Below are 26,281 nucleotides of genomic sequence, written 5' to 3'. Positions count from 1 at the left end.
TGGCCGCCGGAGCGGTGGCCGTCACACCCCCAGCAGCGTCCGCAGGTGGCGCGGCGGCGGGCAGTCGTGCGCCAGCATGGCGTCGTGCCAGTCGCGCAGCGGCATGTCGTCCGGCCGCGCGGCGGCGATGCCGGCCATCTCGCTGTAGCCGACGAAGTATGTGGAGAGCTGCGTCGAGGTGAGCAGCGCCCGCCGCCACTTGCCGGACGCCTCGCCCTCCTCCTGGAAGCCACGCCCGGTCATCAGCGCCATCGCCTCGGACTCGGGCAGGTCGTCGCAGTGCACGAGCTGGTCGAGCAACGCGTTGATGGTCATCCGGAGCTGCATCTTGAGCTGCTGCAACCGCACCGGCAGCCCGCCGAAGCCGAGCCCTGCCATCAGCTCCTCGGCGTAGACCGCCCAGCCCTCGATGAACACACCCGACTCGGTGAGCGCGCGTACCCGGGTCGGACCGTCGTACCGGCGGGCGTGCGCGAGCTGGAGGAAGTGACCGGGCATCGCCTCGTGCACGGTCAGGTTGCGGATCATGTGGTCGTTGTATTCCCGGTAGAACGACTCGACCCGCTGCGCCGGCCAGTCCGCCGGGGTCGGCGAGATGCAGTAGAACGTCGGCACGTCGGCCGTCTCCAGCGGGCCCGGCGAGTCGCAGTACGCTACCGCCACGCCGCGCGCGAACTCCGGCATCTCCTGGATGACGCACGGGTCGCCGACCATGCTGACCAGGTCGTGGTGGCGGACGAAGTCACTCGCCTCGTCGAGCGTCACCGAGGCCAGGTCGACGATGGTGGCGTCGTCCGGGTGCTCGGCGGCCAGCAGGTCCAGCGCGCGGCGTACCGTCTCGTCGTCGGCCGGGCCACCGACCAGCTCGACCGACGCCGCGCGGATCTCCTCGGTGACCCGGTCGAGGTTGGCCCAGGCACGGCGCTGCACCTCGGCGGCGCTCAGCTCGGTGTCGAGCGTGTGCCACAGCCGCGCCTCCCACCGCCGCCGGCCCAGCCGCGGATCACGCCCCGGGCCGGCGTCGGCGGCCAGGCCCTGCCGCAGCCAGGCCACGAACTCCTCCAGCGCGGCGATCGCCTCGGTGGCCGCCGCGCCGACCCGCCCACGCAGCGCCGGCGCCTCGGCCAGCAGCCCGGGCACCTCGTCGCGGATCAGCGCCGCCGTACCGGTGAACTGCCCGACCGCCGTCTCCGCGTGGACCCGCGGCATGTCCCGCAGCGTCGCGCGCGCCGTCGACAGCGCATCGGGTACGGCCGACAGACGCCCGACGAGACTGGTCAGGCGCTCCTCGGCCGGGGCGAAGGGACGGGCCAGCAGGGCGTGCAGCAGCGGTCCCGGGTTGTGGCGCAGCGGATCCCACTCGTGGCTGCGGATCTCGGTGGCCTCGAACAGGCCCCTGTCGACGAGACTGGTGAGCAGCGCGTGGTCGACGCCCTCCGCCGGGTCGAGCGCGTCCGGGTCGATCTCCGCGAGCGCGTCGGCGGCGTCCTTGAGCATCGCCTGGTCGGCGGCGAGGGCGTCGGCGGAGAGGTTTGGCAGCCGGTCGTCGTAGCGGTGGTCCCCGGCGGAGGTCGCCAGCCCGGGCCGGCTCTCCAGCAACGCCTCCACGATCCGCTCCGCCAGCGGTACGAACGACTCCATCCCTCGACCCTACCGGCGGGCGGACGTTATCGGCGATCTTGCACTTTGCGCCCAGGCGGACGGGACATTTGCGACACCTTCGGGGCCGCAACTGCAAGATCGCGAGGGCTGGTCAGGTGGGGCGCTCGGCGGCTCGGACGGCTTCGGCGTACGCCAGGGCGGCCCGCCGCAGGGCGGCCTCGGGATCGATGCCGGCCTGCCGGGCGGCGGCGACGGCGGCCAGCAGGCTCGCGCCGAGCCGGGCCTCCGGGTCCACCTGCGACTCGGCCAGCGGGGGCGGTACGGCCAGGCCGACCCGGCCGGCCCGGTCCAGGATCTTCGCGGCCAGCGAGAGCGCCGGCTGGCTCAGCGCGATGCCGTCGAGCACCGATTCGCGGGTCTTCTCGGCCCGCTTGATCCGCTCCCAGTTCGCCTCGATCTCCTCGATCGAGGCGGCCGGCTCACCGGAGAAGACGTGCGGGTTGCGCCGCACCATCTTGTCGACCAGAGTGCCCGCCACGTCGTCGACGGTCCAGCTCTTGCCCTCCGGCAGGTTCTCCGCCAGCCGGGCGTGCAGCAGCACCTGGAGCAGCACGTCGCCCAGTTCCTCGCGGAGCGCATCGGTGTCGTCGGCGCTGATCGCGTCGTACGCCTCGTAGCACTCCTCCAGCAGGAAACCGGCCAGGGTGCGGTGGGTCTGTGCCCGCTTCCACGGGTCGCCGCCTGGCGAGGCCAGCCGGTCCATCACCTCGACCGCGTCGAGCAGCCGGGCGCCGGGCGGATCCCATGAGCCGTACATCAGCTCCAGTTCGGCCAGGCCGGGCTCGCGGGCCAGCCTCAGGCCGAGTTCACGGGCCAGTCTCTCGTCGCCGGTCGGGCCGGCCAGCCACACCGCCCCACCGTGCGCCGCCGCGGCGTCGAGCAGTGCCTGGGTCGCACCCTCGGTCACGACGTTCACCTCGGCGCCGGCCATCCGGACGGCCCGGGTCAGCTCGCTCTCCCCGCCGGCGAGGACCGGAGCGGAGCGTACGGCGTCCCAGGCGGCCGAGGTCAGCAGTCCGGCGGGCAGCCGGGGCGAGGTGACGAGCAGGATGATGCGCGCGGTCATGCGGCTCCGGGAGCCGGCGAACCGGAGGCCGGCGCCTCCGGCGTCGAGATGTCGGTGACCGGGCCGTCCTGGTTGACGTACGGCAGGGAGTAGAAGACGAACGACTGGCCGGTGTTCACGAGCGACGGCACGCCGGTCACGCCGAACCGGGGGTTGACGCGGACGTCCGTCTTCTCGGCCTGCTGCTGAAGCGCGTTGCTGAGGGCGGTGGCGGTGCGCACGAACCCGGCCTCGCCGAACGCCTGACGAACCTGGTCGACGCTCAGGCCCGGCTGGATCGCCCCGGCCTTCTCGATGGCTTGGTAGACGGCCATCAGGGACTCGTCGCTGAGGTCGGCCGGGGGCAGGCTCTGCTGGAGCGTGCCGGAGAGGTCGACCCACTCGCCCCACAGCTTCGTGTACTCGGTGGTCGCCGGCATGCGCAGCTCCTGCTGGAGCTGCTCCGGGGAGATCTGGTCGGCGACCTGGAGACCCTTCTCGGCCGCCACGCGCTTGCCCAGGTCGATCGCGACCAGCAGGTTCAGCACGTCCTGCCGGGTCACCGGAGACCGCAGCTCCGCCGGCGACGGCGTCTGCGGCGACTGGCTACGGACGGCGTCCGCGTACTGCCGTTGCGCGTCCTCGTAGATCGCGTCGACCCGGTCGACCGAGTACCGGTTGTCGCCGACGTATGCGGCGACGTCCGGGGCGGAACGGCCACAGGCGGCGAGAGAGAGCGCGGCGAGGACCGCGACGCTGACGGCGACGAGGGAACGGCGAGCACGCATGAGGGTCACTCTCTCACGCCCCGTACCGGCCTGTGACTCCACCCACCTCATCCCGCACCCGCCACGGAACCTGCGGGGCTGGCAGAACCGGCCAGCTCCTCGGGCTTGCCGAGGACGTCTGCCAGGAGCTGCCCGCACCACTCCAGCAGCGCCTGGTCGCGCAGCGGCTCGCCGCCGATCCGCCGGGTGCTCGGCCGGGGCACGCTGACCTGGTCGAGCGCCTGCTTGTAGACCGAGTCCGGGTGGTAGCGCTTGAGCCGCATCTGCTTCGAGTCGGGCAGCGGCAACGGGCCGAACCGGATGTGCTTGCCCTGCATCGACACGTCGGTCAGCCCGTAGCGGCGGGCCAGCAGCCGGAACCGCGCCACCGCGACCAGGTTCTGCACCGGCGCGGGCGGCTCGCCGTACCGGTCGGTCATCTCGGCGACCACCTCGCGCAGCCGTTCGGAGTCTCGCGCCTCGGCGAGCTTGCGGTACATCTCCAGGCGCAGCCGCTCCACCGCCACGTAGTCGTGCGGGAGGTGCGCGTCGATCGGCAGGTCGACCTTGACCTCCGTCTCCTCCTCGGTGCTCTCGCCCTTGAAGGCGGACACCGCCTCGCCGACCATCCGGACGTAGAGGTCGAAGCCGACGCCCTCGATGTGGCCGGACTGCTCGCCGCCGAGCAGGTTGCCGGCGCCCCGGATCTCCAGGTCCTTCATCGCCACGTACATGCCCGCACCGAGTTCGGTGTGCTGGGCGATGGTGGCCAGCCGCTCGTGTGCGTTCTCGGTGAGCGGCTTCTCCGGCGGGTAGAGGAAGTAGGCGTACGCACGCTCCCGGCCCCGGCCGACCCGGCCGCGGATCTGGTGCAGCTGGGCCAGGCCGAGCAGGTCGGCCCGCTCCACGATGAGCGTGTTGGCGTTCGGGATGTCGATGCCGGACTCGACGATGGTGGTGCAGACCAGGACGTCGAACTCCTTCTCCCAGAAGCCGACCATCACCTTCTCCAGCGCGTCCTCGCCCATCTGGCCGTGCGCCACCGCGACCCGGGCCTCCGGCACCAGCTCCCGCAGCTTGCGGGCCGTCTTCTCGATCGACTCGACCCGGTTGTGCAGGTAGAAGACCTGACCGTCGCGCAGCAGCTCACGGTGGATGGACGCGGCCACCTGCCGGTCGTCGTACGCGCCGACGAACGTGAGCACCGGGTGCCGCTCCTCCGGCGGGGTGGCGATGGTGGACATCTCCCGGATGCCGGTGATCGCCATCTCCAGTGTGCGCGGGATCGGGGTGGCCGACATGGCGAGCACGTCGACCGAGGCGCGCAGCGTCTTCAGGTGCTCCTTGTGCTCGACGCCGAACCGCTGCTCCTCGTCGATGATCACCAGTCCGAGCGACTTGAACCGGGTGGACGCCTGGAGCAGCCGGTGGGTGCCGATGACGATGTCCACGGTGCCGGCGGCGGCCATCTCCAGCGTCTGCTCGGTCTCCTTCGGCGTCTGGAACCGGGACAACTGCCGGATCGACACCGGGAACTGGCTCATCCGCTCGGCGAACGTGTTGTAGTGCTGCTGCACCAGCAGCGTGGTCGGCACCAGCACGGCCACCTGCTTGCCGTCCTGCACCGCCTTGAACGCCGCCCGTACCGCGATCTCGGTCTTGCCGTAGCCGACGTCGCCGCAGATCAGCCGGTCCATCGGGACGGTCTGTTCCATGTCCCGCTTGACCTCCTCGATGGCGGCCAGCTGGTCGGGCGTCTCCTGCCAGGGGAACGCGTCCTCCAGCTCCCGCTGCCACGGGGTGTCGGGGCCGAAATTGTGCCCCTTGGACGCCTTGCGCGCCGCGTAGAGCTGGATGAGCTGCGCGGCGATCTCGCGTACCGCCTTGCGGGCCCGTGCCTTGGACTTCTGCCAGTCCGAGCCGCCCATCTTGTGCAGCGTGGGCTGCTCGCCGCCGACGTAGCGGGAGAGCTGATCGAGCTGGTCGGTGGGGACGAAGAGGCGGTCACCGGGCTGGCCGCGCTTGCTCGGCGCGTACTCGATGACCAGGTATTCGCGGCTCGCGCCGTTGACGGTGCGCTGCACCAGCTCGACGTACCGGCCGATGCCGTGCTGCTCGTGCACCACGAAGTCGCCGGCCTTCAGCTCCAGAGGGTCGATGGTGTTGCGCCGCCGGCTGGGCATCTTGCGCATGTCGCGGGTGGACGTGCCCCGGCCGCCGGTGACGTCGTTGCCGGTGAGCAGCACGAACTTCGACGCCTCGTCGACGAACCCGGCGGTCAGGCAGCCGCAGGACACCAGCAGCTCACCCGGCGCGGGCGCGGTCGGCACCTCCTCGGTGAGCCGGGCGCCGAGACCGGCGTCGCGCAGCACCTCGACGGCCCGCTGGGCGGGGCCGTGCCCCTCGAACACGAGCGCGATCGACCAGCCCTCGCCGGCCCAGCGCAACAGGTCGTCGACCACCCGGGCGGTCTCGCCGTGGTAGAGCGGGGCCGGCTGGGCGGCCAGGCTCACCGCGATGGCGTCGTCGGGCGTGACGTCGACAGCGGCCGGCTCGTCCTCCCAGGGCTGCCGGGCCGGTGCCGCGTCCGCCTCGACCAGGCCGAACGGGGCGAGCGTCCACCAGGGCTGGCGCAGGGCCCGGGCCGCCGCGCGTAACTCGGCCAAGGTCTTGAAGGCGGCGGCGCCGAGGTCGACCGGGGCCTGGCCGCCGACGGCGGCCGCGGCCCAGCTGGCCTGAAGGAACTCCTCCGAGGTACGGACCAGGTCGTGCGCGCGGGTGCGGATGCGCTCCGGGTCGCAGAGGAGTACGTGGGTGCCGGCCGGCATGCAGTCCACGAGGAGTTCCAGCGCGTCCGCGCCGATCAGCGCCGGGGCCAGCGACTCCATGCCCTCGACCGGGATGCCCTCGGCCAGCTTGTCCAGGATCTCGGCCAGTTCGGGGTGCTCGGCGGCGAGCGCGGCAGCCCGCTCCCGCACCGCCGGGGTCAGCAGCAGCTCCCGGCACGGCGGCGCCCAGAGCAGCGCGACGCCTTCGATGGTGCGCTGGTCGGCGACCGCGAACGTGCGGATCTCCTCCACCTCGTCGCCCCAGAACTCGACCCGGGACGGGTGCTCGTCGGTGGGCGGGAAGATGTCCAGGATGCCGCCGCGTACGGCGAACTCGCCGCGCTTGGTGACCAGGTCGACCCGGGCGTACGCCATGTCGGTGAGCCGGCGGGCGACCTCCTCCAGATCGGCCTCGTCGCCTGCGGCGAGCCGCAACGGCTCCAGGTCGCCGAGGCCCTTGAGCTGTGGCTGGAGCAGCGAGCGGACCGGCGCGACGACCACTCGCAGCGGCCCGGTGCGGCCGTACGCGTCGGCGGCGTCCGGGTGGGCGAGTCGGCGCAGCACGGCAAGGCGCCGCCCGACCGTGTCGGAGCGGGGCGACAGCCGCTCGTGCGGCAGCGTCTCCCAGGACGGGAAGACCGCCACCTGCTCCGGCGGCAGCAGGCTGCCCAGCGCGGAGGCCAGGTCGTCGGCCTCACGGGTGGTGGCGGTGACCGCGAGCACCGGGCGGCCCGCGCCGCCGGCCGGTTCGTCGGCGGCGACCGCGGCCACCGCGAACGGGCGCAGCGCGGCCGGGGCGGTCAGGTCGAGCCCGTCGACCTGCGCGGCACCGGAGCGCGCCAGGTCACGCGCCCGGGCCAGCCCCGGGTCGGCCAGGGCGGCGGAGAAGAGTCCGGTGAGCATCAGTGATCACTTCCAGCGGCTTCGACACACGACGACGACCCCGCGTCCAGCCGGACGGGGGGTGCACGGTTCGAGCCTATCCCCCTCCCCCGACGTTCCGGGGCCGCCCGGCTTGCGGATCTTGACGCTGCGCCACGGCACGTGATGCGGTGGGCGGATGGTCGAGTATCGGGCGGTCTTCGACGCCGAGGTGGACTTCGCAAACGGTGGTGGCCTGCGCACGGACGGGTTCCGGCTGGACGTGCCGCACCCGGATGTCACAGACGACGAGGTGGCCGCGCTGCTGGTCCGGCACCTCGGGCTGCTCATGGTCGGCGAGGTACGGATCACCAACCGGACCGTCGTCGAGGAGCCGCACAAGGGCGGACGCGGGGTGACCGCAGCGGCCACCGGCGGCGGGCGGCGGCTGGTCGAGTTGAGCCACGTGGTCACCGACGGCATGGTCACGCTGCCTGGTTGGCCCGGCCCGGCGATCAGCGAGTGGCTGACCCGGGAGGCGTCCCGGGGGCGGTACGCGCCGGGGGTCGAGTTCCAGGTCGGTCGGATCGACATGATCGCCAACACCGGCACGTACGTGGACACGCCGTCGCACCGCTTCGCCGACGGGCCGGACCTCACCGGGGTGCCGCTGGACCGCCTCGCCGACCTGCCCGGCCTGGTGGTACGCGTGCCGGCCGGTACGCGGGCGGTGGACCGGCTGCTGCTCGCCCCGTACGACGTGGCCGGGTGCGCGGTGCTGCTGCACACCGGCTGGGACGCGCACTTCGGCACCGACGGGTACGCCGGACCGGACGCGCCCTACCTGACCGGCGACGGCGCGCGGTGGCTGGCGTCGGCGGGCGCGGCGCTGGTCGGCATCGACTCGATCAACATCGACGACATGACCCCGGCGGCGGCCGGTCAGCGCCCGGCGCACACCGGCCTGCTGGCCGCCGGGGTGCCGATCGTCGAGCACCTGACCGGCCTGGAGGAGCTGCCACCGAGCGGTTTCCGGTTCACCGCCGCCCCGCCGCGGGTGGCCGGCATGGGCACGTTCCCGGTCCGCGCCTTCGCCGTCGTGTGATCCTCGCCGAGGCGCAGTAGATCTCTCCGCCCACCCGACCGCCGCCAGCAACGAGTGGAACGCCATGGGTGCCAAGACGGGCCCGGGACACCCATGGCGTTCCACTGACCGGCACTTCGATGCGTGAGTGGAACGGCATGGCGTCAAACGGGGACGTAGACACCCATGCCGTTCCACCGAGCCGGCGAGCGGCGGGCTCAGTAGCGCACGGCGATGCGGCGCTCGATCGCGTCGACGCGGATCTCGCCGCCGTACGGGATGATCAGCTGCGGGTCGGTGTGGCCCAGGTCGACGTCGAAGACCACCACCGGGTCGTCGGTGTAGGGGACGAGCGCCCGCAGGATCGCCGCCCGCTGGTCGGCGGCCCACGCCATGCGCTCCGCGACGGTGTGCGGCCGGTCGAAGTCCCACGCCTTCGGGCGGCCCACCACGATCGCCGGGACGGCGGCGAGCAGACCGCGCTCGCCCATGTTCCGCACGATCCGGAAGACCTCCTGCGCGGGCGGCAGCTCGTTGGACGTCTCCAGCACCAGCACCGACCCGGCCAGTTCGGCGGCCGACGGAATCCGGCCGGTGGCCATCAGCCAGTGCACGATCTCCAGGCAGCCGCCCCACGTGCGGCCCTGCACGACCCGGGCCGGGCCGTGCCAGCGCCAGCCCTCGGACGGGTACATCGGCGGCTCCTCGGCGAGCGTGGCCGGGTCGCGCCAGTCGCTCGGCTCGTCGCCCCACTCGGAGGCGGGGGTCAGCTCGTACCAGCCGGAGGTGAACAGCGCGGCGCGCAGCGAGTCGAGCGTGAGCGGGTGCGGCTTGCCGGAGCGCCCGAGGTGCACCAGCACGGACCCGCCGTGGTAGCCGACCACGCCCAGCCGGTACAGGTGGTTGAGCACGTTGGTGTTGTCCGAGTAGCCGAAGTAGGGCTTCGGGTTGGCCCGCAGCACGTCGTCGTTCAGGTGCGGGGTGACGGTGATCAGGTCGTCCCCGCCGACGGTGGCCAGCACGGCGGTGATCGTCGGGTCGGCGACCGCGGCCGTCAGGTCACGTGCCCGGTCGCGCGGGTCGGCGCCCATGACGCGGGTGGTCGGGTACTCCACCGGTTCCAGCCCCAGCTCGTCGCGGAGCCGGCGCAGCCCCAGCTCGTACACGTGGGGGAAGAGACCCGGCAGGCCGGCGGAGGGTGAGACGACCGCGACGCGGTCGCCCGGCTTCGGTTTGGGGGGATAGATGGGCGCCTGCATGCCCCGACGCTATCGGCCCGGGCCAGCGGTTTTCGCTCGACGAAAGCCCACGAGCCGGGCATATGGCCGCAATAGGCTGAGCGCGTGGAGGACGAGCCGGAGCTGCGTAGCGCCCGCACCGACACCGACCTGTTCAAATCGGCCATCTACTTCGACTGGCGCGGCGGCGGCTGGGCGCTGACCGGCCTGCTGATCTGGGTGGCCACCGGCCTGGCCGGGCTGCTCACCGCGACCAGGTTCCACGCCCGGCCGCGCCCGGAGCCGGGTCGGTACGCCGTCGACCGGGGCTGACCGGCGGGCCGTCCCAGAGTGCAGATCATCACGCCGTCCCCCTCCTGTCCACCGGGGGTACGCGGATACGATCCAGAGGAGTCGGACAGCGCTGTCCTTCGTCCTCGCGTAAGGAGCGCAACCGTGACCGACCAGCACGACCACGACGGCCCCGACGCCGCTCTCCGGGCCGACATCCGCCGCCTCGGCACGCTGCTCGGGCAGACCCTGGCCCGCCAGGAGGGCCGTCCGCTGCTCGACCTGGTCGAGGAGATCCGCGCCCAGGTCCGCTCCGACGCGCCGGCCGCGGCCCAGCGCCTCGCCGGGCTCGACGTCACCACCGGCACGAAGCTGGCCCGTGCCTTCTCCACCTACTTCCACCTGGCGAACATCACCGAGCAGGTGCACCGCGCCCGGGACCTGCGCCGTCGCCGCGCCACGCACGGCGGCTGGCTGGACCAGGCGGCCAAGATGATCGCCGAGCGGGGCGTACCGGCCGAGGAGATCGCCGCGGCGGCCCGGCGGCTTGCCGTACGCCCGGTCTTCACCGCCCACCCGACCGAGGCGGCCCGCCGGTCCATCCTGTCCAAGCTGCGCGCGGTCGCCGACGAGCTGGACACCGAGACCGCTAACGCGATCCTCTACGGCGCCAGCGACGAGGGCCCGGCGAACCGCCGCCTGGCCGAACTGCTCGATCTCATGTGGCAGACCGACGAGCTGCGGCTGGACCGGCCGGACCCGACCGACGAGGCGCGCAACGCCATCTACTACCTGCGGGACCTGTACGCCGAGGCCGCGCCCCAGGTCCTCGACGACCTCGCCGACACGCTGCGCACGCTCGGCGTGGAGACGTCGCCGACGTCCCGCCCGCTGAGCTTCGGCACCTGGATCGGCGGCGACCGCGACGGCAACCCGTTCGTCACGCCGGTGGTCACCCGCGAGGTGCTGCGCATCCAGCACGAGCACGGCATCGCCGCCACCGAGAAGGCGATGGACGAGCTGATCACCGAGGTCAGCGTCTCCCGGCGGCTGCGCGCGGTGTCGCTGGACCTGTCCGCCAGCCTGGCCAAGGACCTGGACGCGCTGCCCGAGGTGGCGCCCCGGTTCCGCCGGGTGAACGCGGAGGAGCCGTACCGGCTCAAGGCGCGGTGCGTGAAGGCGAAGCTCGCCAACACGCGCGAGCGGCTGCGCGCCGACACCCCGCACGTACCGGGACGCGACTACCGGGGCTCGGCCGAGCTGATCGCCGACCTGGAGCTGCTGCGCGCGTCGCTGGCCCGAAACTCCGGTCAGCTCACCGCCGTGGGGCGGCTGGCCTCGACCATCCGTACGGTGTCCGCGTTCGGCCTGCACCTGGCCACCATGGACATCCGGGAGCACGCCGAGAAGCACCACGAGGTGCTGACCCAGCTCTACGAGGCCGTCGGCGAGGTGCCCGACTACCCGGCGTTGTCCCGGCTGGAGCGCACCAAGCTGCTCGCCGACGAGCTCACCGGCCGCCGTCCGCTCTCCACCCAGGACAGCCCGCTCACCGAGTCGGCCCGCAAGACGTTCGACGTGTTCGCGGCGATCCGCGAGGCACAGGACCGGTTCGGCCCCGAGGTCATCGAGTCGTACATCATCTCGATGACGCTCGGCGTGGACGACGTGCTCGCCGCAGTGGTGCTGGCCCGCGAGGCCGGCCTGGTGGACGTGCACTCCGGGCGTGCCCGCATCGGCATCGTGCCGCTGCTGGAGACCCCGGCCGAGCTGAACGCCGGTGGCGAGCTGCTGGACGAGCTGCTGTCGCTGCCCGCGTACCGGGCGCTGGTGGCGGCGCGGGGCGATGTGCAGGAGGTGATGCTCGGCTACTCCGACTCCAACAAGGAGGCGGGCATCACCACCAGCCAGTGGTCGATCCACCGGGCGCAGCGCGCGCTGCGGGACGTGGCCGCGCGGCACGGCGTGCACCTGCGGTTGTTCCACGGCCGGGGCGGCACCGTCGGCCGGGGCGGCGGCCCCACGCACGACGCGATCCTGGCCCAGCCGTACGGCACGCTGGACGGCGCGATCAAGGTGACCGAGCAGGGCGAGGTCATCTCCGACAAGTACACGCTGCCGGCGCTGGCCCGGGAGAACCTGGAACTGACGGTGGCCGCGGTGCTCCAGGCCACGCTGCTGCACACCGCGCCCCGGCAGCCGGCCGAGATGCTGGAGCGCTGGGACGCGGCCATGGACGTGGTGTCGGAGTCGGCGTTCCGGTCGTACCGGTCGCTGGTCGAGGACCCGGACCTGCCCGCGTACTTCTGGGCCTCCACCCCGACCGAGTTGCTCGGCGCGCTCAACATCGGCTCCCGGCCGGCGAAGCGCCCGAACACCGGCGCCGGCCTGTCCGGCCTGCGGGCCATCCCGTGGGTGTTCGGCTGGACGCAGACCCGGCAGATCGTGCCGGGCTGGTTCGGCGTGGGCTCCGGGCTGGCCGCCGCGCGGAGGGCCGGACTGGCCGACGTGCTCGCCGAGATGAACCGCAACTGGCACTTCTTCCGCACGTTCCTGTCGAACGTCGAGATGATGCTGACCAAGACCGACCTGACGATCGCCCGACGGTACGTGGAGACGCTGGTGCCGAAGAAGCTGCACCCGATCTTCGACAAGATCGAGCAGGAGTACGAGCTGACCAAGCAGGAGGTGCTGGCGGTCACCGCGTCACCGGCGCTGCTCGACAACTCCCCGGTGCTCCAGCGCACGCTCGCCGTGCGGGACACCTACCTGGAGCCGCTGCACCACCTGCAGGTGGCGTTGCTGCGGCAGTACCGCGAGTCCGGCGCGGCCGGGCGGGCGGTGGCGACCGCGCCGGGTGGGCGACGCGCCCCGAACGACGGTACGGCCCTGGAGCGGGCGCTGCTGACCACCGTCAACGGCATCGCCGCCGGCATGCGCAACACGGGCTGATCTGTAAGGAAGGGCCCCCTCTTAACGCCTCGTGCATAAGAGGGGGCCCTTCTTAACGCGTGCGCCGAGCGCGCCGCCAGCAGCGCGTCCGAGGCGCGGCGTCCGAGGCGCGGCGGCGTCGGCTAGAAGTCGCCGCCGCCGAAGTCGCCGCCGCCGAAGCCACCGAAGTCGCCGCCGCCGCCGAAGTCGCCTCCGGCGTAGTCGCCACCGCCGCCCATGTCGCCACCGCCCGCGTCGCCGCCCTGGTCGCCGAAGTCCTGGCCGTCGCCGAAGCCCTCCTGGTAGCCGGCGTCGTAGCCGGGATCGGCGAACGCGGGCGAGAACAGCGCGTCCGCGATCAGCATGCCGCCGACCACGCCGACACCCGCGCCGAGCGCGGTCTTCCACCACGGCGTGGAGTACCAGCCGGCCGGAACCGGCCGCCCCTGGAACCGCCCACCGGGGTAGTAGTAGGGCGTCGCGTTCCCCGGCTGCGGGCCGGCCCGGAACGTCTGCCCCTGCACGTCGACCTGGCGTTCCTTGGTGAGCGCGCCGGCGCCCTGGGCGGAGGCCAGCGGCGGCAGCTCCGGGCCCGGGTCGATGCCCATCGCGGTCCGCGCCGCCCGGATGTACGCCAGCCCTTCCAGCGCGGTCTCCCGGGCCAGCCCGAACTGGCGCGGCGTGCTCGCCTGCTCCAGCTGTGAACCGGCAGCGTTGTACCGCTCACCGGCGTCGGCGAGCGCCTGCCGGACCGCCGGGGCGTCGCCGTGCAGGTTCATGAGCTGGCCGCCGAGCCGCTCGTACCAGCGCTGCGCCTCGGCGCGGGCGTCGGCCAGCTCGTTCGCCCGCCGCGACCTGCTCCCCCGTCTCCAGAACACGAACGCACCTCCGAGCAGCAGGATCAGGACCAGCCACAACGCGAACTCCATGACTCAAACGTACCCACCGGGCGCTCGTCGTACCCGTTTGGCAAGCTCTTGGCCATGAGCTTTGCGACGCTGGCCGTGGTGCTGCTCTGCCTCGCCGCGGGCGGCGCGGTGGGCTGGCTGGCCGCCCGGGCGCGTGCGGCGGCGGACATCGCCCGCCTGGAGGCGACGCTCGCCGCCACCAAGGCCGGCGAGGGGCGGCTGGAGCAGTCCATGCGGGCGCTCAGCTACGAGGCGACCGCGCAGTCCCAGGAGGCGGTGGCCCGCGCGGTCGCGCCGCTGCACGACACGCTGCGCCGCTACGAGCAGCGGGTGGCCGAGCTGGAGCGGGACCGGGTCGACGCGTACGCCGAGCTGCGCGAACAGGTGCGGTCCATGAGCGCCGTCTCCGGCGAGCTGCGCACCGAGACCAAACAACTGGTCGCCGCGCTGCGCGCGCCGCAGGTGCGGGGCCGCTGGGGCGAGCACCAGCTCCGCCGGATCGTCGAGGCCGCGGGCATGCTGGAGCACTGCGACTTCAGCGAGCAGGTCACCGCCGCGACAGACCACCAGGGAGTACGCCCCGACCTGGTGGTACGGCTGCACGGCGGCCGGACGGTGGTGGTGGACGCGAAGGCGCCGTTCGACGCGTACCTCACCGCGATGGAGGCGCGCGACGAGCGCGGGCGCGACACCCACCTGGACGCGCACGCCCGGCACCTGCGCGCGCACGTGAACGCCCTGGCCGCCAAGTCCTACTGGTCGGCGTTCGACCAGACGCCCGATTTCGTGGTGTTGTTCGTGCCGGCCGACCCGTTCCTCGACGTGGCCCTGCAACGCGACCCCACGCTGCTGGAGCACGCCTTCGCCCGCGACGTGGTGCTCGCCACCCCGGCCACGCTGGTGGCGCTGCTGCGCACAGTGGCCTACTCGTGGCGGCAGGAGGCGCTGGCGCGCAACGCCGCGACCGTCCACTCGCTGGCCCGCGAGCTGTACGGGCGGTTGTCCACACTGGGTGACCACGTCGGCAAGCTCGGCAGTTCGCTGAGCGGGGCGGTGACCGCGTACAACAGGGCGGTGGGCTCGCTGGAGGCGCGGGTGCTCGTCAGCGCCCGCAAGCTGGCCGAGCTGGGCGTCTCCGACGACGAGCTGGCCACACCCGCGCAGGTCGAGCTGGCGCCGAGGCAGCCGCAGGCGCCGGAGCTCCTCGAGATGCCGTCCACATCGTCCGATAGGTCGACGAACGTCGACCTTTAGCACGACGCACGCGATGACGTAGGCCGATCCGCATCACGGAGTGATCACAAACCCGGGCCGGGTAGTGACACCTGCCGTCGTGACACGCAGGATCACCGTCACACGTGCCCTGTCCCTCGAGGGCCCTGTTCTCTGGAGGAAGAGAACGTTGAGTAAACCCCGCACGCGCAGCCGGCGGTCGTCCGCCGCGCTCCTGGCCTCGGTCCTCGCGGCCGGCGCTCTGACCGTCGGAGGTGGCGCCGGCACCGCGAGCGCCGCCCCCGCCCCCCAGCCCTCGCAGCCGACCGCCGCGAAGGCACTGGGCGCACACGACGCCAAGCTGCTCGACGAGGCCGAGGCGAAGAACGCGCCGACCGTCACGATGATCGTCGCGGCCAAGAAGGGCTCGACCAAGAAGGTCGTCGACGGCCTGACCGGCCTTGGCGCAACAGTCACCCAGCGGTACGACCAGATCGGCTACGTGCTGGCGAAGGTCCCCACCGCCAAGGCGCTCAAGGCCGCCACGCTGCCCGGGGTCGCCGCCGTCGACCTGGACGAGACCATCAAGCTCCCCGACCCGGCGCCGGAGGCGGCACCGAAGGGCGCCAAGACCGCCGCGCAGGCCCAGACGCTGGCCGGGCCGGGCGGCGACACCGGTGCGGTGAACCCGTACATGCCGACGAACGAGACCGGCGCGGAGGCCTTCAAGGCCGCGAACCCGCAGTGGGACGGCCGCGGCGTCACCATCGGCATCATGGACTCCGGTGTGGACCTCGACCACCCGGCGCTCCAGCAGACCACCACCGGCGAGCGCAAGATCGTCGACTGGGTCACCGCCACCGACCCGCTGGAGGACGCCTCCTGGCGGCCGATGCTGACCGAGGTCAGCGGCCCGACGTTCACCACCTCGCTCGGTACCTGGACCGCGCCGGCCGGCAGCTACCGCTTCAACGTGTTCCGCGAGAACATCACCGCCAACAGCGACGCGCGCGGCGACCTCAACCGCGACGGCGACACCACCGACTTCTGGGGCGTGCTCTACAACCCCACCACGGGTGACGTCCGCGTCGACGCGAACCAGAACAACGACTTCACCGACGACGAGGTGATGCGGCCGTACAAGGAGAAGTTCCAGGTCGGACGCTTCGGCACGGACAACCCGGCCACCGCCGTACGCGAGCAGATCCCGTTCGTGGTCGAGTACCGGCGCAACGTCGACACCACCCCGGTCGGCGGCCCCGGCCTGGTCGACTACGTCAACATCGGCATCGTCGAGAGCACCCACGGCACCCACGTCGCCGGCATCACCGCCGCCAACGACATGCTCGGCAACAGCGCCTTCGACGGCGCCGCCCCGGGCGCCAAGCTGGTCTCCGCCCGCGCCTGCTCCTGGGGTGGCGGCTGCACCGCGGCGGCGCTCACCACCGGCATGGCCGACCTGGTGATCAACCGCAAGGTCGACGTGGTGAACATGTCGATCGGCGGCCTGCCCGCGCTCAACGACGGCTCGAACGCCCGCGCGGTCCTCTACAACGACCTGATCAACAACTACGGCGTGCAGCTGTTCATCTCGGCCGGCAACTCCGGCCCGGGCCTGAACACGGTCGGCGACCCGTCGGTCGCCACCGACGTGGTCAGCGTCGCGGCCAACATCAGCAAGGACACCTGGCTGGCCAACTACGGCTCGGTGGTCCGCAAGGACAACGCGCTGTTCAACTTCTCCTCGCGCGGCCCGCGTGAGGACGGCGGCTTCAAGCCGAACATCGCCGCTCCGGGCTCGGCCATCTCCACCGCGCCGACCTGGCAGCCGGGCAACCCGGTGCCGGAGGCGGGCTACCCGCTGCCCCCGGGCTACCAGATGCTCAACGGCACCTCGATGGCCGCCCCGCAGGCCACCGGCGCCGCCGCGCTGCTGCTGTCGGCCGCCAAGGCGACCGGCAAGGGCGTCACCCCGGCCGCGCTGCGCCGGGCCGTCTACACCTCGGCACAGCCGATCGCGGACGTCCCGACGTACGCGCAGGGCTACGGGATGTTCGACGTGCCGGGTGCGTGGAGCCTGCTCGCCAAGGGCGTGGCGACCCGCACCTACACCTCCGAGGCGTCGGTCTGCACCGAGCTGTCGCCGAACCTGACCCGCTACGACCGGGCCTCCGGCACGTTCGTGCCGACCCCGAACGTCGGCACCGGCCTCTACAACCGCTGCGCCGCCGACCGCGGTGGCCAGAAGGTCAAGGAGAGCCGCTACTACGAGGTGAAGCTGACCCGTACCAGCGGCCCGAACAAGGGCATCAAGCACGAGGTCGCCTTCCGCGGCAACGACGGCACCTACAGCGCCCCCAAGGTGGTCTGGCTGCCGCTGAACACGACCGTCACGGTCAAGGTGAAGGCCAAGCCGATGACGGCCGGCGCGCACGGCGCCATCATGACCGTCGACGACCCAGCCACCAACGTGGTCGACTTCGAGGTCGCCGCCGTCGTGGTCGCCTCGAACCCGGTGGCCGCTCCGGCGTACTCCTTCTCGGCCGAGGGCTCGGTCGAGCGGAACAGCTCCCGGTCGTACTTCGTGACGGTGCCGCAGGGTGCGGGCGCGCTGCAGGTCAACCTGTCCGGCGTCGCGACCGGCTCGCAGACCCGGTTCATCGCCATCAACCCGTACGGCGTGCCGGTCGAGAGCACCGCCAGCACCGCCTGCTTCACCAACTTCTCCGACGCCGCCGTCTGCAAGCCGCAGGAGCGGGACTACCAGAACCCGATCCCGGGTGTGTGGGAGATCGAGGTGGAGGCGCGTCGCACCTCGCCGGCGCTGGACAACCCGTTCCAGCTCCAGGCCGGCGTGCAGGGCGTGAAGGTGGAGCCGGCCGTGGTGCAGCTTCCGTCGGTCACCGCCGGCACGCCGGCCCCGGTGAGCTGGAAGCTGACGAACACGTTCGGCCCGGTCCAGGTGACCGGCGTCGGCGGCCCGCTGGCCAGCGTCCGCACCGAGCGGCCGAGCATCACCCAGGGCGCCAACCAGGAGTACCTGGTGGAGGTGCCCGCGGGCGCCACCTCGTTCACCGCACGCATCGGCAACCCGTCCGACCTGAGCGCCGACCTGGACCTGACGGTCTTCCGCGGCACCACCCAGGTGGGGCAGTCGGCCGACGGTGACTCGGAGGAGGCGGTGACGCTGACCAACCCGACGCCCGGCACCTACCGGGTCGTGGTCGCCGGTTACTCGATGAGCGACCCGAGCACCGCGTACGACTACCGGGACTCGTTCGCGTCCCCGGCGCTGGGCACGCTCTCCGCGCCGTCCACGCCGCTGTCCCTGGCCAACGGCGCCACCGCCACCCTCACCGGTTCGGTGACCGCCCTGTCCACCCCGGCCGCCGGCCGGGAGCTGTACGGCGACATGGCCGTGACCACCACCGAGGGCGCGGTCGTCGGCCGCGGCTCGGTCGAGGTCCTCGCGGTCAACTGAGCCGCTGACACGACGGAGCCCCGTCCCCCGTACGCGGGGGGCGGGGCTCCGTCGTGTCGTCAGGCGGGGCGGGCGGACTCGACCACGAACGGCGTGCCCTGCTGGCAGGTGGTCATCATGCCCGGCTCGGGGCGGCCGGTGACCTCGACCCGGGCGCCGGCCTTCAGCACGTCGCGCGGGCCGCCGACCAGCAGGTGGCCGTCGAGCAGCAGGCAGTTCGGCTCGACGCCGGCCTGCACGGTGCCGGAGATGACGGTGCCGCCGACGCCCGGCGGCGTGGACGGGCCACCCTTCCATGAGGGGTTCGGGCGGCTCGGGCTGGTGCCGGGGTCGGGCTGGCTGGTCACCGGGGCGGCTCCCGTCGTACTCGGGCTCGGGCTGGAATCGGCGGACCCGTCGCCGGGTGCGGGGCAGGCGGTCAGCGCGAGGCCGGCGAGCAGTGCGACGAGCACCGTACGAGGAGTCTTCATGATCGGTTGGACGCGGCGCACGGCCGATCCGTTCCCGGTCAGCCGCGCGCCGCGGCGGCGGCGGCGGCCTTCATGTCGCGCTTGAGCTCCTGCGGCAGCGAGAACGTCAGCCGCTCGTCCGCCGTGGTGATCTCCTCGACGTCGCCGAAGCCACGCTCGGCCAGGTGCGCGAGCACCTGCTGGACCAGCTCGTCGGGCACGCTCGCGCCGGAGGTCACACCGACCGTGCCGGCGCCGGCCAGCCAGGCGTCCTCGATCTCGTGCGCGAAGTCGACCAGGTAGCCGGCGCGGGCCCCGGCGTCGAGCGCCACCTCGACCAGCCGGACCGAGTTCGAGGAGTTGCGCGAGCCGACCACGATCACCACGTCGCACTCCGGGGCGATCTCCTTGACCACGTGCTGGCGGTTGGAGGTCGCGTAGCAGATGTCGTCGCTGGGCGGGGACTGGAGCAGCGGCAGCCGCTTCTTGAGGCGGGCCACGGTCTCCAGCGTCTCGTCCACGGACAGCGTGGTCTGGGACAGCCAGACCACCTTCTCCGGGTCACGCACGGTGACCTTGTCGACCCCGTCCGGGCCGTCGACGAGCTGGATGTGGGCGGGCGCCTCACCGGCGGTGCCGATGACCTCCTCGTGCCCCTCGTGACCGATGAGCAGGATGTCGTAGTCCTGCGCGGCGAAGCGGCGGGCCTCGTGGTGCACCTTCGTGACCAGCGGGCAGGTGGCGTCGATCGCCCGCAGCGAGCGCTGCTCGGCCTGCTCGTACACCTCGGGGGCCACGCCGTGGGCGGAGAAGATGACCGTGGCGCCCTCCGGCACCTCCTGGTTCTCCTCCACGAAGATCGCGCCCTTTGCCTCAAGCGTGCGCACCACGTGCTTGTTGTGCACGATCTGCTTGCGCACGTAGATCGGGGCGCCGTAGAGCTTCAGCGCCTCCTCGACGGTCTGCACCGCCCGGTCCACGCCCGCGCAGTAGCCGCGGGGGTTGGCCAGGAGCACGCGCTTGCCGGTCCGGGGAGTCGTCTCAGCGTCATTCACAGGGCCCATCGTACGTGCCGCTCTCCCGCGCGGCAGTGGCCGCGAGGCGCGCGCGGGCGCTGTCGGTGCCGGGCCGTAGGGTGGGCGGGTGAGCGCAGGCGAGGAGGGGCGGGGCACGTCTGACGGGCGGAGCAAGCCTGACGGGCGGGGCACGTCTGAAGGGCGGAGCACGCCTGACGGGCGGGGCACGCCTGACGGGCGGAGCACGTCCGAGGAGCCGTGGCCGGTCCGGGTGGTCAGCCAGAAGGTCGGCGCCTGGATCGCCCGCCTGGGCTGGGTGTGGGTCGACGGCCAGGTGGCGCAGATCAGCCGCCGCCCCGGCGCGAGCACCGTCTTCCTCACGCTGCGTGATCCGTCGGCCGACCTCAGCCTCACCGTCACCACGAACCGGGACGTGCTGGACGCGGGCACGCCGGAGCTGCGCGAGGGCGCTCGGGTGGTGCTGCACGCCAAGCCCGAGTTCTACGCCGCCCGGGGCACGCTGAGCCTGCGGGCCGACGAGATCCGCCAGGTCGGTCTCGGTGAGCTGCTGGCCCGGCTGGAGAAGCTCAAGAAGCTGCTCGCCGCCGAGGGCCTGTTCGACCGGGCCCGCAAGCGGCGGCTGCCGTTCCTGCCGGGCCGGGTCGGCCTGATCACCGGCCGCGCCTCGGCGGCCGAGCGGGACGTGCTGACAAACGCCCGCCGCCGGTGGCCCGCCGTCGACTTCCGCACGATCAACGTGGCGGTGCAGGGGCCGAGCGCGGTGCCGGACATCGTCGGCGCGCTCAAGGTGCTCGACGCCGACCCGGCCGTCGACGTGATCGTCATCGCCCGGGGCGGCGGCGGCCTGGAGGACCTGCTGCCCTTCTCCGACGAGGCGCTGTGCCGGGCGGTCTTCGCCTGCCGCACACCTGTGGTCAGCGCGATCGGCCACGAGACGGACGCGCCGCTGCTCGACTACGTGGCCGACGTACGCGCCTCCACCCCCACCGACGCGGCGAAGCGCATCGTGCCGGACCTGACCGAGGAGGTCCGGCTGATCGGTCAGGCCCGGTCCCGTCTGGAACGAGCGGTGCGCCACCTGGTCGACCGCGAGCAGCACCGGATCGACCTGCTGCGCTCCCGTCCGGTGCTGGCCCGCCCGCAGGTGATGGTCGAGCAGCGGGCGGTGGACGTCTCGGCGCTGCGCGACCGCGCCGGCCGGTCCCTGGAGCACCGGCTGCGGGGCGCCACCGACGACCTGCGGCACACGCTGGCCCGGCTGCGCGCGCTGTCGCCGGCGGCGACGATGGAGCGCGGTTACGCGATCGTGCAGCGCGCCGACGGCCACGTCGTCCGCGCGGCCTCCGAGGTGGCGAAGGGCGATGCACTGCGGGTACGCCTCGCCGAGGGCGAGCTGACCGCCACCGTCGACGGCTGAGGGAGACACGATGACCGGAACGACCACTGACGAACAGCTCAGCTACGAGCAGGCCCGCGCCGAGTTGGCCTCGGTGGTGGAGCGGCTGGAGGCGGGCGGCACCTCGCTGGAGGAGTCGCTGGCTCTCTGGGAGCGCGGCGAACAGCTCGCCGGGGTGTGCCAGCGCTGGCTGGACGGTGCCCGCGCCCGCATCGACGCCGCCCGCCAGCGCGCCGAGGACTGACAAGGCGAATCTCGGGCAGTTCCCGTCCGGAACGGGACGGAAACTGCCCGAGATCTCGGAGCGGACTGTCAGTTGAACAGGCCGTACAGCTCAGCGGGCGCCTCGACGACCTGGGCGGCCGAGGGCTTCTGGGCCGGGGCCGCGTTGCCGTAGTCGGTGTAGGTGATCTTCAGGTCCTGCGCGGCGCTCTGGCCGGCGGCCGGGATCTTGAGCACCATCTCGCTGAGGCGGCCCTGCGTGTCGACCTTGGCGGTGAACGGTACCGACTGGGCCTGCGCCCCGAGCGCGGTGATCACGGCCGGGTCGAGTGAGCCCGCCTGGGCGGCCTTCGACACGTCGACGGTGCCCTCATACGCGCCCTCGCCGGTCTGCCGTACCTCGGTGATGCCCTGGGTGAGCACGGCGCTGCCGGCCGGGTCGAGCTTCTCGAAGTCGAAGCCCAGCGCCCGGTTGCCCTTGATCCGGTTCTGGTCGAGGTGGTGGTACTTGCCGGTGTTGAGGTTCTTCACACCGGGGATCTGCGCGGCAGCCGTACCGCCGAGTTCCAGCTTGACCCAGCTGTCCGGCTTGGCGTGGATCAGGTCCAGCTTCATCATCAGGTCCGACGACGGGTCGCCGATGGTCATCCGCATGTCGGCGCTCTGGCTCGGCTCGTGCACCTGCCCTTCGGCGGTGGAGCCCGCACCGGTCATGGTGAACTTGAAGTTCCCCTCGCGGATGGCGTTCGTGGAGTCGAGCAGTGCCTGCTTTGCCGCACTGCTCGACGCCGTGGCGCTCGGTGCGACGCTGCCGGAGGCGCTCGGGGTCGCGGAGGCGTCGGACGTCGTCCCGTTGCCGTTGCAGGCCGCCAGGCCGGGAATGAGCAGCGCCGCGGCGAACGCGGTAGCGCTGAAGCGTCGTATCTTCACGTCAACCTCTCCAGGTGGGTCGTCCGGGCTCGATGTCCCTTCTGTTCCCGGAAGCGGCCTTCCGCAATCCCGCGTCCCCCGGAGGAAGGACGGTCAGCGCAGCGACGTGGCGAGTTTGCGCAGCTCCGCCTCGCCCGCGTCGCCGACCACGATCACGGTACGGTTCGGCTCCAGCAGGACGAGTGCCTGCTCGTTGCCGCGTGCGGTGTAGCGCTGCCAGCTCAGCTCACCGGGCAGGTCGGCCGCGCCCTGCGGCTGCCCCTCGGGCAGCTCGGCCGGCAGCAGCTTCTCCGCCGGGACGTTGCTCTCCACGAGCTGCGCGCCCCGGCCCTCCGGGGTCACGTACCCGATGCGCAGCGTCGAGCCGTCCCCCTCGGTCCGGAAGCGGGCGTTCACCGTCCGCCAGTCGTCGCCCAGCCCGGTCGGCTCGCCGACCGGGAACGCGTTCGCGGAGCGGGCCTGCTCCAGCGCGGGCGCCGGGTCGACGGTGACCGGCGAGTCGCCGCCGAGGAAGCCACGGTAGAAGGCGAGCAGCAGCGCGATCGGGACCAGCAGGATCAGCAGGGACAGCGCCATGTCCTTCGGCGACCGCTCGGACCGGGCCCTGCCGCCCGCCGGGGCGGGCGCGGGCGCACCCGCTGCCGGTGCCACGGCGGCGGGCTCGACAGCGGCGGGCCGACCGGCCGCGGGTGCCTCGGCCGCGGGCTCGACCAGCGCGGACTGGCCCTCCGGCGGGGTGGCGTCGGTCGGTGGGCGGTCGGCAGGCTGTGCGGCTTCCACCCGGCCATTGTCGCAGCCCACCGGGGGGCGTGATCCTGGCCTCCTCCGCCCCGCCGGGACGGCGAACCTGAGATCGTGTGAGGATCAGCGACAAAACCGGCGGTGGTGACCGCCGGTCCCACCCCGCAACGTCGCGAGGAGGCCGCCATGACAACCACCAGGACGCGGACGCCCCAGGATCTCGACCGCAACCTCGCCCTCGATCTGGTCCGGGTCACCGAGGCCGCGGCGATGGCCGCCGGCCGCTGGGTCGGCCGGGGCGACAAGGAAGGCGGCGACGGCGCAGCGGTCGACGCCATGCGAAAGCTGATCAACTCGATTCCGATGCGCGGCGTCGTGGTGATCGGCGAGGGCGAGAAGGACAACGCCCCGATGCTGTTCAACGGCGAGGAGGTCGGCGACGGGACCGGTCCCGAGGTGGACGTGGCGGTCGACCCGATCGACGGCACCACGCTGATGAGCAAGGGCATGCCGAACGCGCTGGCGGTGCTCGCGGTGGCCGAGCGCGGCGCGATGTTCGACCCGAGCGCTGTCTTCTACATGGAGAAGCTGGCGGTCGGCCCGATGTACGCCGACGTGGTGGACATCAACGCCGGGGTGGCCGAGAACATCAACCGGATCGCCAAGGTCAAGGGCACCGACGCCGCCGAGGTGACGGTCTGCGTGCTGGACCGCTCGCGCCACGACGACCTGGTGAAGCAGATCCGGCGTACCGGCGCCGGGATCCGGTTCATCTCCGACGGCGACATCGCCGGCGCCATCGCGGCGGCGCGTGGCGAGTCGGACGTCGACGTGTTGATGGGCATCGGCGGCACCCCGGAGGGCATCACGGCGGCGTGCGCGCTCAAGTGCATGGGCGGCATGATGCAGGCCAAGCTCTGGCCGAAGGACTCCGACGAACGACGCAAGGCGCTGGACGCCGGGCACGACCTGGACCGGGTGCTGTTCACCGACGACCTGGTCACCGGCGACAACTGCTTCTTCGTGGCCACCGGCGTCACCTCGGGTGACCTGCTGCGCGGCGTGCGGTACCGCTCCGGTGGGGCGTACACGCAGTCGATCGTGATGCGCTCCAAGAGCGGCACGATCCGGGTGATCGACTCGTACCACCGGCTGGAGAAGCTCGCCCTCTACTCGGCTGTCGACTTCGACGGCCGTCCACTGGCCGAGCAGGAGTGAGCCGGACCGGGACGGCGGCACCACCGGCACCGCCGACGCTGTCGACCGGACGACGTGTCGCCGGCGTCGGGCTGGCCACCGCCTCGGGCGTGATGGTCGCCGTCCAGTCCCGGATCAACGGCGAGCTGGGCGTACGCCTGGCCGACGGGATCGCCGCCGCGGTGGTCTCGTTCGGCGTGGGTCTGCTGATCCTGCTGGTGCTGGTTCCCGCCACCCCCGGTGGCCGGCGGGGACTGGCCGCCCTGCGTGACGCGCTGCGCGCCGGCTCGCTGCGGCCGTGGCAGTGCCTGGGCGGCGTGTGCGGCGCGTTCCTGGTGGCGACGCAGGGGCTGACCATCGGCACGCTCGGCGTGGCGGTCTTCACCGTCGCGGTGGTGGCCGGGCAGTCCGGCAGCAGCCTGCTCGTCGACCGGGCCGGCATCGGCCCGACCGGCCGGCAGCCGGTCACCCCGAACCGGCTGATCGGGGCGGTGCTCACCGTGCTGGCGGTCCTGCTGGCGGTGGGCGACCGGCTCGGCGACCCGAAAGCGCTGGTGCTGGCCGTGCTGCCGCTGGCGGCGGGGGTGGGCATCGCCTGGCAGCAGGCGGTGAACGGGCGGGTCCGGGCGGCGGCGGGCAGCGCCATGACCGCCACGCTCGTGAACTTCACCGTGGGCACCGCGGCGCTGCTGCTCACGTTCGCGGTGGACCTGGCGGTACGCGGCCGCCCGGACGGCATGTTCCCCAGCGAGCCGTGGCTCTACCTCGGCGGCCCGATCGGCATCGTGTTCATCGCGCTGGCCGCCGCCCTCGTCCGGTTCACCGGGGTGCTCCTGCTCGGCCTGGCCACCATCGCCGGGCAGATCGTCGGCGCGGTGCTGCTGGACCTGCTGCTGCCGACCGCCGCCTCGCACCCCGGGCTGGACACACTGCTCGGTGCGGCGCTGACCCTGGTCGCGGTGCTCGTCGCCGCCTTCGGGCCCACCCGCCCGCGCCCCTAACGGGCGGCGGCGGGCGCGGGGGCGCGCAGGCCGGTGACCATCTCGTCGACCACCCGGTCCAGCGGCGTCCCCTCGATCCCGAACGTCTCGCCGGCGGCGGTGGAGTCCATCACGAACGGTCCGGCGAACTGGTGCGCGGTCTCCCGCATCTCCTTGGCGAGCGGGTCGGCCAGGCCACCGAGCCAGAGCACCGGGTAGGGCATCCGGGTGAGCCGGGGCGCCGGCGCTCCGGCCCGCTTCGCCGCCCGGTCGGCGAGCGCCCGCATGGACACCGGGGGTGCGCTCGGCACGTGCCAGGCCCGTCCCCAGGCCCGCGGGTCGGTGGCGGCTGCGACGAGGGTACGGGCGACGTCCCCGACGTACGTCCAGGTGTGCGGGGCGTCCCAGGCCACCGGCAGGAACACCCGCCGTCCGGCGAGCACCTTGGGCAGCACCATCATGGGCAGCGAGTTGCCGCCGAGGCCGATGTAGTCGGAGCCGCGTACCTCGGTGATCCGGGCCCGGCCGGCGCGGTGGGCGGCCACGGCGTCGGCCCACATCCGGTTGCGGACCCGGCCCTTGACGCCGGTGGCGGCGAGCGGGGTCGCCTCGGTCATCGGGGCGTCGACCGGGCCGTACCCGTAGAGGTTGCCGACGGTGGCGAGCACGGCGCCGCTGCGCTCGGTGGCGGTGAGCAGGGCGGCTGCGAGCGGCGGCCAGTCCGTCGCCCAGGTGTGGTACTCCGGGTTGGCGCAGTTGTAGAGCGCGTCCGCGCCCTCGGTGAGCGCGGCGAGCCGGTCCGCGTCGGCGGCGTCGGCGGCCACCCGCTCGATCGCCGCGTGCTCGGGGCCGGTGCCGCGCCGGGTGATCACGCGCACGCGCTCGCCGCGCTCGGCGAGGAGGCGGGCGGTGGCGGTGCCGACGGGGCCGGCGCCCACGATCACGTGCAGTGCCATGGCAGGTCCACCTTCACTGAAGCAGTTGTCCAAAGCGAGAGCAGCGCTCTCGAAACAGAGCATGACTCATGGGGCCCGCTGCGTCA

Annotated in this window: 20 protein-coding genes; 9 read left to right on the top strand and 11 right to left on the bottom strand. The window is 72.8% G+C overall.

Annotated features, from left to right (window positions below):
- Positions 1–21: 21 nt before the first annotated feature.
- The 4 genes from ACFYON_RS02215 to mfd form a co-directional block, all read right to left on the bottom strand.
- Entirely contained in the window at positions 22–1,641 is a 1,620-nt protein-coding gene (locus ACFYON_RS02215; RefSeq protein WP_387320473.1) for a DUF885 domain-containing protein, read from the bottom strand.
- Positions 1,642–1,753: 112 nt separating this feature from the next.
- Positions 1,754–2,728 carry a nucleoside triphosphate pyrophosphohydrolase gene (locus ACFYON_RS02210; protein WP_387188901.1) on the bottom strand — a complete coding sequence of 325 codons (975 nt, stop codon included), beginning with the start codon at positions 2,726–2,728 and terminating at the stop codon, positions 1,754–1,756.
- Positions 2,725–3,495, bottom strand: a complete 771-nt coding sequence (locus tag ACFYON_RS02205; RefSeq protein ID WP_354864914.1) for a hypothetical protein — start codon at positions 3,493–3,495, stop codon at positions 2,725–2,727. The genes ACFYON_RS02210 and ACFYON_RS02205 overlap by 4 nt, the downstream gene beginning before the upstream one ends.
- Before the next feature lie 47 nt (positions 3,496–3,542).
- Positions 3,543–7,205: a transcription-repair coupling factor gene (gene mfd / locus ACFYON_RS02200; protein WP_387188898.1), complete on the bottom strand. Its 3,663-nt coding sequence runs from the start codon at positions 7,203–7,205 to the stop codon at positions 3,543–3,545.
- 157 nt (positions 7,206–7,362) lie between these two features.
- Here mfd and ACFYON_RS02195 point away from each other — a divergent pair, with 157 nt between their 5' ends.
- Positions 7,363–8,268: a cyclase family protein gene (locus ACFYON_RS02195; protein WP_355047174.1), complete on the top strand. Its 906-nt coding sequence runs from the start codon at positions 7,363–7,365 to the stop codon at positions 8,266–8,268.
- A 197-nt stretch (positions 8,269–8,465) separates the two neighbouring features.
- Here ACFYON_RS02195 and ACFYON_RS02190 read toward each other — a convergent pair whose 3' ends face one another.
- Positions 8,466–9,506 (bottom strand): S66 peptidase family protein, encoded by a 1,041-nt coding sequence (locus ACFYON_RS02190; protein WP_355047175.1) that lies wholly within the window; start codon positions 9,504–9,506, stop codon positions 8,466–8,468.
- Positions 9,507–9,590: 84 nt separating this feature from the next.
- On the opposite strand from ACFYON_RS02190, the gene ACFYON_RS02185 reads away from it, so the two are divergent.
- Both ACFYON_RS02185 and ppc read left to right on the top strand, forming a co-directional pair.
- Complete coding sequence (locus ACFYON_RS02185) at positions 9,591–9,797, top strand: hypothetical protein (RefSeq protein WP_355047176.1); 207 nt, start codon at positions 9,591–9,593, stop codon at positions 9,795–9,797.
- Between the two features lie 123 nt (positions 9,798–9,920).
- A complete protein-coding gene (ppc, locus tag ACFYON_RS02180) occupies positions 9,921–12,707 on the top strand; it encodes a phosphoenolpyruvate carboxylase (protein WP_354864904.1) in 2,787 nt (928 codons plus the stop codon).
- Positions 12,708–12,829: 122 nt separating this feature from the next.
- Here the strand turns inward: ppc and ACFYON_RS02175 are convergent, their stop codons facing one another.
- The gene (locus tag ACFYON_RS02175) at positions 12,830–13,615 is read right to left on the bottom strand and encodes a hypothetical protein (protein WP_354864902.1); all 786 of its coding nucleotides are present in this window, start codon (positions 13,613–13,615) and stop codon (positions 12,830–12,832) included.
- Positions 13,616–13,669: 54 nt separating this feature from the next.
- Here ACFYON_RS02175 and ACFYON_RS02170 point away from each other — a divergent pair, with 54 nt between their 5' ends.
- Both ACFYON_RS02170 and ACFYON_RS02165 read left to right on the top strand, forming a co-directional pair.
- On the top strand, positions 13,670–14,848 hold the full coding sequence (locus ACFYON_RS02170; RefSeq protein WP_354864900.1) for a DNA recombination protein RmuC: 1,179 nt from the start codon (positions 13,670–13,672) through the stop codon (positions 14,846–14,848).
- A 148-nt stretch (positions 14,849–14,996) separates the two neighbouring features.
- Positions 14,997–18,287, top strand: coding sequence for a S8 family serine peptidase (locus ACFYON_RS02165; RefSeq protein ID WP_387188895.1), 3,291 nt, complete (start codon positions 14,997–14,999; stop codon positions 18,285–18,287).
- Positions 18,288–18,346: 59 nt separating this feature from the next.
- On the opposite strand, the gene ACFYON_RS02160 is transcribed toward ACFYON_RS02165, so the two are convergent.
- The gene (locus tag ACFYON_RS02160; RefSeq protein ID WP_354865280.1) at positions 18,347–18,757 is read right to left on the bottom strand and encodes a hypothetical protein; all 411 of its coding nucleotides are present in this window, start codon (positions 18,755–18,757) and stop codon (positions 18,347–18,349) included.
- A 38-nt stretch (positions 18,758–18,795) separates the two neighbouring features.
- Positions 18,796–19,791, bottom strand: coding sequence for a 4-hydroxy-3-methylbut-2-enyl diphosphate reductase (locus ACFYON_RS02155; protein WP_354864896.1), 996 nt, complete (start codon positions 19,789–19,791; stop codon positions 18,796–18,798).
- A 232-nt stretch (positions 19,792–20,023) separates the two neighbouring features.
- Here ACFYON_RS02155 and xseA point away from each other — a divergent pair, with 232 nt between their 5' ends.
- Positions 20,024–21,190 carry an exodeoxyribonuclease VII large subunit gene (gene xseA, locus ACFYON_RS02150; protein ID WP_355047178.1) on the top strand — a complete coding sequence of 389 codons (1,167 nt, stop codon included), beginning with the start codon at positions 20,024–20,026 and terminating at the stop codon, positions 21,188–21,190.
- A gap of 10 nt (positions 21,191–21,200) precedes the next feature.
- Positions 21,201–21,413 carry an exodeoxyribonuclease VII small subunit gene (locus tag ACFYON_RS02145; RefSeq protein ID WP_354864892.1) on the top strand — a complete coding sequence of 71 codons (213 nt, stop codon included), beginning with the start codon at positions 21,201–21,203 and terminating at the stop codon, positions 21,411–21,413.
- A gap of 68 nt (positions 21,414–21,481) precedes the next feature.
- Here ACFYON_RS02145 and ACFYON_RS02140 read toward each other — a convergent pair whose 3' ends face one another.
- Both ACFYON_RS02140 and ACFYON_RS02135 read right to left on the bottom strand, forming a co-directional pair.
- Entirely contained in the window at positions 21,482–22,321 is an 840-nt protein-coding gene (locus tag ACFYON_RS02140) for a hypothetical protein (protein ID WP_354864891.1), read from the bottom strand.
- Positions 22,322–22,414: 93 nt separating this feature from the next.
- A complete protein-coding gene (locus tag ACFYON_RS02135; protein WP_354864889.1) occupies positions 22,415–23,101 on the bottom strand; it encodes a DUF4245 domain-containing protein in 687 nt (228 codons plus the stop codon).
- A gap of 147 nt (positions 23,102–23,248) precedes the next feature.
- Here ACFYON_RS02135 and glpX point away from each other — a divergent pair, with 147 nt between their 5' ends.
- Both glpX and ACFYON_RS02125 read left to right on the top strand, forming a co-directional pair.
- Entirely contained in the window at positions 23,249–24,280 is a 1,032-nt protein-coding gene (gene glpX / locus ACFYON_RS02130; RefSeq protein ID WP_091415773.1) for a class II fructose-bisphosphatase, read from the top strand.
- Positions 24,277–25,260, top strand: a complete 984-nt coding sequence (locus ACFYON_RS02125) for a DMT family transporter (protein ID WP_387188892.1) — start codon at positions 24,277–24,279, stop codon at positions 25,258–25,260. The genes glpX and ACFYON_RS02125 overlap by 4 nt, the downstream gene beginning before the upstream one ends.
- Here the strand turns inward: ACFYON_RS02125 and ACFYON_RS02120 are convergent.
- The gene (locus ACFYON_RS02120; protein ID WP_354864887.1) at positions 25,257–26,195 is read right to left on the bottom strand and encodes an NAD-dependent epimerase/dehydratase family protein; all 939 of its coding nucleotides are present in this window, start codon (positions 26,193–26,195) and stop codon (positions 25,257–25,259) included. The genes ACFYON_RS02125 and ACFYON_RS02120 overlap by 4 nt on opposite strands.
- Between the last annotated feature and the right edge of the window lie 86 nt (positions 26,196–26,281).

It is taken from the genome of Micromonospora sp. NPDC005686 (genome assembly GCF_042871665.1).
GTDB lineage: Bacteria > Actinomycetota > Actinomycetes > Mycobacteriales > Micromonosporaceae > Micromonospora.
Note: the sequence above shows the minus strand (reverse complement) of the source record. Positions and strands in the feature narration are given on the sequence as shown.